Source organism: Spirosoma arcticum, assembly GCF_054779955.1.
In genome coordinates this window covers 1-2,376 of sequence record NZ_BAAGXG010000051.1, presented here as the reverse complement: position 1 = coordinate 2,376, position 2,376 = coordinate 1, and the positions used below count along the sequence as shown (strand labels likewise).

2 protein-coding genes and 1 pseudogene are annotated in these 2,376 nt (G+C 58.8%); 1 reads left to right on the top strand and 2 read right to left on the bottom strand.

Translation table 11 applies throughout. The annotated features are described in order from the left end of the window. Both ACYVHB_RS32770 and ACYVHB_RS32765 read right to left on the bottom strand, forming a co-directional pair. Positions 1-1,096: PAS domain-containing protein (locus tag ACYVHB_RS32770; RefSeq protein ID WP_461056288.1), on the bottom strand; the 1,096-nt coding region annotated here is incomplete at its 3' end. A 165-nt stretch (positions 1,097-1,261) separates the two neighbouring features. Then, complete coding sequence (locus ACYVHB_RS32765; protein ID WP_461056286.1) at positions 1,262-1,687, bottom strand: response regulator; 426 nt, start codon at positions 1,685-1,687, stop codon at positions 1,262-1,264. 265 nt (positions 1,688-1,952) lie between these two features. Here ACYVHB_RS32765 and ACYVHB_RS32760 point away from each other — a divergent pair. Next, positions 1,953-2,376, top strand: a pseudogene (locus ACYVHB_RS32760) (hypothetical protein); the annotation flags it as partial.

Here is a 2,376-nt window from a genome sequence, read left to right as displayed (position 1 = left end):
CCGGGTGGCCCAGGAGTTGGGCCTCGGTGCGATTCCAGACGGTACAGATGCCCGGATTGGCCAGTTCGACCACGAACTGCGGGCCGCGCAGAATAGCGATGGCCACGGGGGCCTGCTGAAACAGGCTTTGCAGATTCGCTTCGCTGGTTTCGATCTGCTGGCGGGCCTGCCGGACTCGGGTGACCTCGGTGGCGACGACCATGGTGCGGTCGATGCCCCCATCTACGTTCCGCAGGGCATCGTAGACAAAGTCGAAGTACACTGTCTCCAACTGGCCATGGCGCTCCAGGGTGACGGGCAGTTCGTGGCCCTGGTAGGCAATTCCGGTTTTGTAGACGCCCAGTAGGAGTTCTTCAAACCCCTGCCCGGTGGCTTCGGGCAGGGCCTCAAACAACGGCTTGTCGATCACTTGCTGATGGGTACGTCCCCAGAGCTGGCAGATGGTCGGGTTGGCTAATTCAACGATAAATTCGGGGCCGCGAAAGATGGCCACGCCTAAGGGCGTTTGCCGGATGATGGCCGCCAGCAGCCGCTCGTTAATCTCGACCTGCTGCCGCGTTCGCCTGTTTTCCTGTCCGGCCCAATCCAGTTCCTGCCGTTGCCGCTCGGCCAGTAGGGTTTCGGTCGTTTCGGTTACGACGCAGAAGATGCCCCCAATGCCGTCTGATTCATCATAGATCGGGCTGTGGGAATAACTAAAGTAGGCCGCTTCGGGCAAGCCGTGGCGATTGACCATCAGTAACTGATTTTCCGACCAGTCGGCTTCCCCCCGCGTACCTACCCCGTCGAGCCTCGGACCCAGCGTATCCCAGACCTCGGGCCATATATCCCGGCCCTGACAACCCAACGCGTGGGGATGCTTGTCGCCCAGGATCAGCCGGTAGGCATCGTTGTAGAGCATGACCCGTTCGGATCCCCACCAGATCAGGATGGGGAGATGAGCGTTGAGGCACGTACAAACGGTGGTCCGCAGGCTTTGGGGCCACTGGTCAGGTGAGCCAAGGGCGGTTGGTGACCAGTCTTTGGTGCGCATGCGCTCGCCCAGCTCACCACCCCCGGCCAGAAAGGGGGGCGGTGCTGCTTTGTTTACCCCCATAGTAGGTCAGTAATCAGAATAGGTTTTGTCAGGTTCATCGGATTAGATGGGTTCTTATTGGTTGTCTGGCATTTACCCTACGTAAACATACATAAAGCACCGCTCAGTCCATGAATAATGACTGAGCGGTGCCGTTGCTGATCGGTCCGGGTAGCAATGAACGGGTTAATCGGCTGTCGCGCCCAACAGACAGCCGCTCATCGACTGGGCAACCTGAACCAGGTCGGCATAATAGGCCGGTTTTTTCAGGTACTTACTGACCCCATTTCGGTACGCCGTCGCCATTTGTGCCGGTTCAGCGGAGGTCGAGATCATCACGGCCGGAATATGTCGAAGCAACGGGTTGGCTTTGAGGGCCATCAGGGCCTCCAGCCCGTTCATCTTGGGCATGTTCATATCGAGCAGGATCAGGTGTATCGGCTGGGGGGCCGGTTCCCGGCTCCAGGTATCGAGCATGGTCAGCAGATCACTCCCGTCCTCGGCTTCGACAATGGTCACCGCGGGATAAACTTCCTGGAGCGACAGGCGCATAAAGTACCGGTCATCGGCGTCGTCATCGGCCATGTAAATAACGGTATTAGCGTAGTCCATCGGGTAAGTGCTTAGTAGGTGAGCCTTAACCCGACAAATATGAGGAGGACTGGCCGGTCAGCCTATGACGGTTGATAGGTATCGATATGATTGTTTACCGACGGAACGTGCGTACGGTTTGAGCGCATCGTGGTCGGGACGGCACGGGTAACGGTCATGTGGCCGGGTGATGAATGTCATAGTTAATCCGGGCCAATGGCTGTAGGTTTGCCTGGGTAGTCTTGCTGCCTTTACGTATAAATTCAAGTAGGTAAACCTTAGGCCAATGGCACCGTTGCAAACCGTATTCGGCTTTTTTGACACCATGGCGGAAGCGCAGCAGGCCGTTCAACGCCTGCTGGCGAAGGGCTTCACCCGGGAAACCGTTGAATTTTCGACGCCAACCAATCAGAACGTGGCCACCAGTGATGGGCCTACCGCGCCCATTGAAGCCGACAACAGCAGTGGGCGGTTCTTTTCCTCCCTCTTTGGTCGCCCGGAAGAGGTCCATCCTGGACTGGTCCGGTCGTCCGGGAACCGCACCGGAATGCCCGCCCCGGTGGACCGGGACCACGGCGAACCGGCCGGTGGTGCGGCCAGGTCCCGGCGGGGAACGCTGGTAACGGTGCAGACGCAGTCAGCCACCGAAACGAAGCAAGTGGCCGACCTGCTTGACTCGGCCGGGGCCGGAGACGTAGCTATGGATGAAC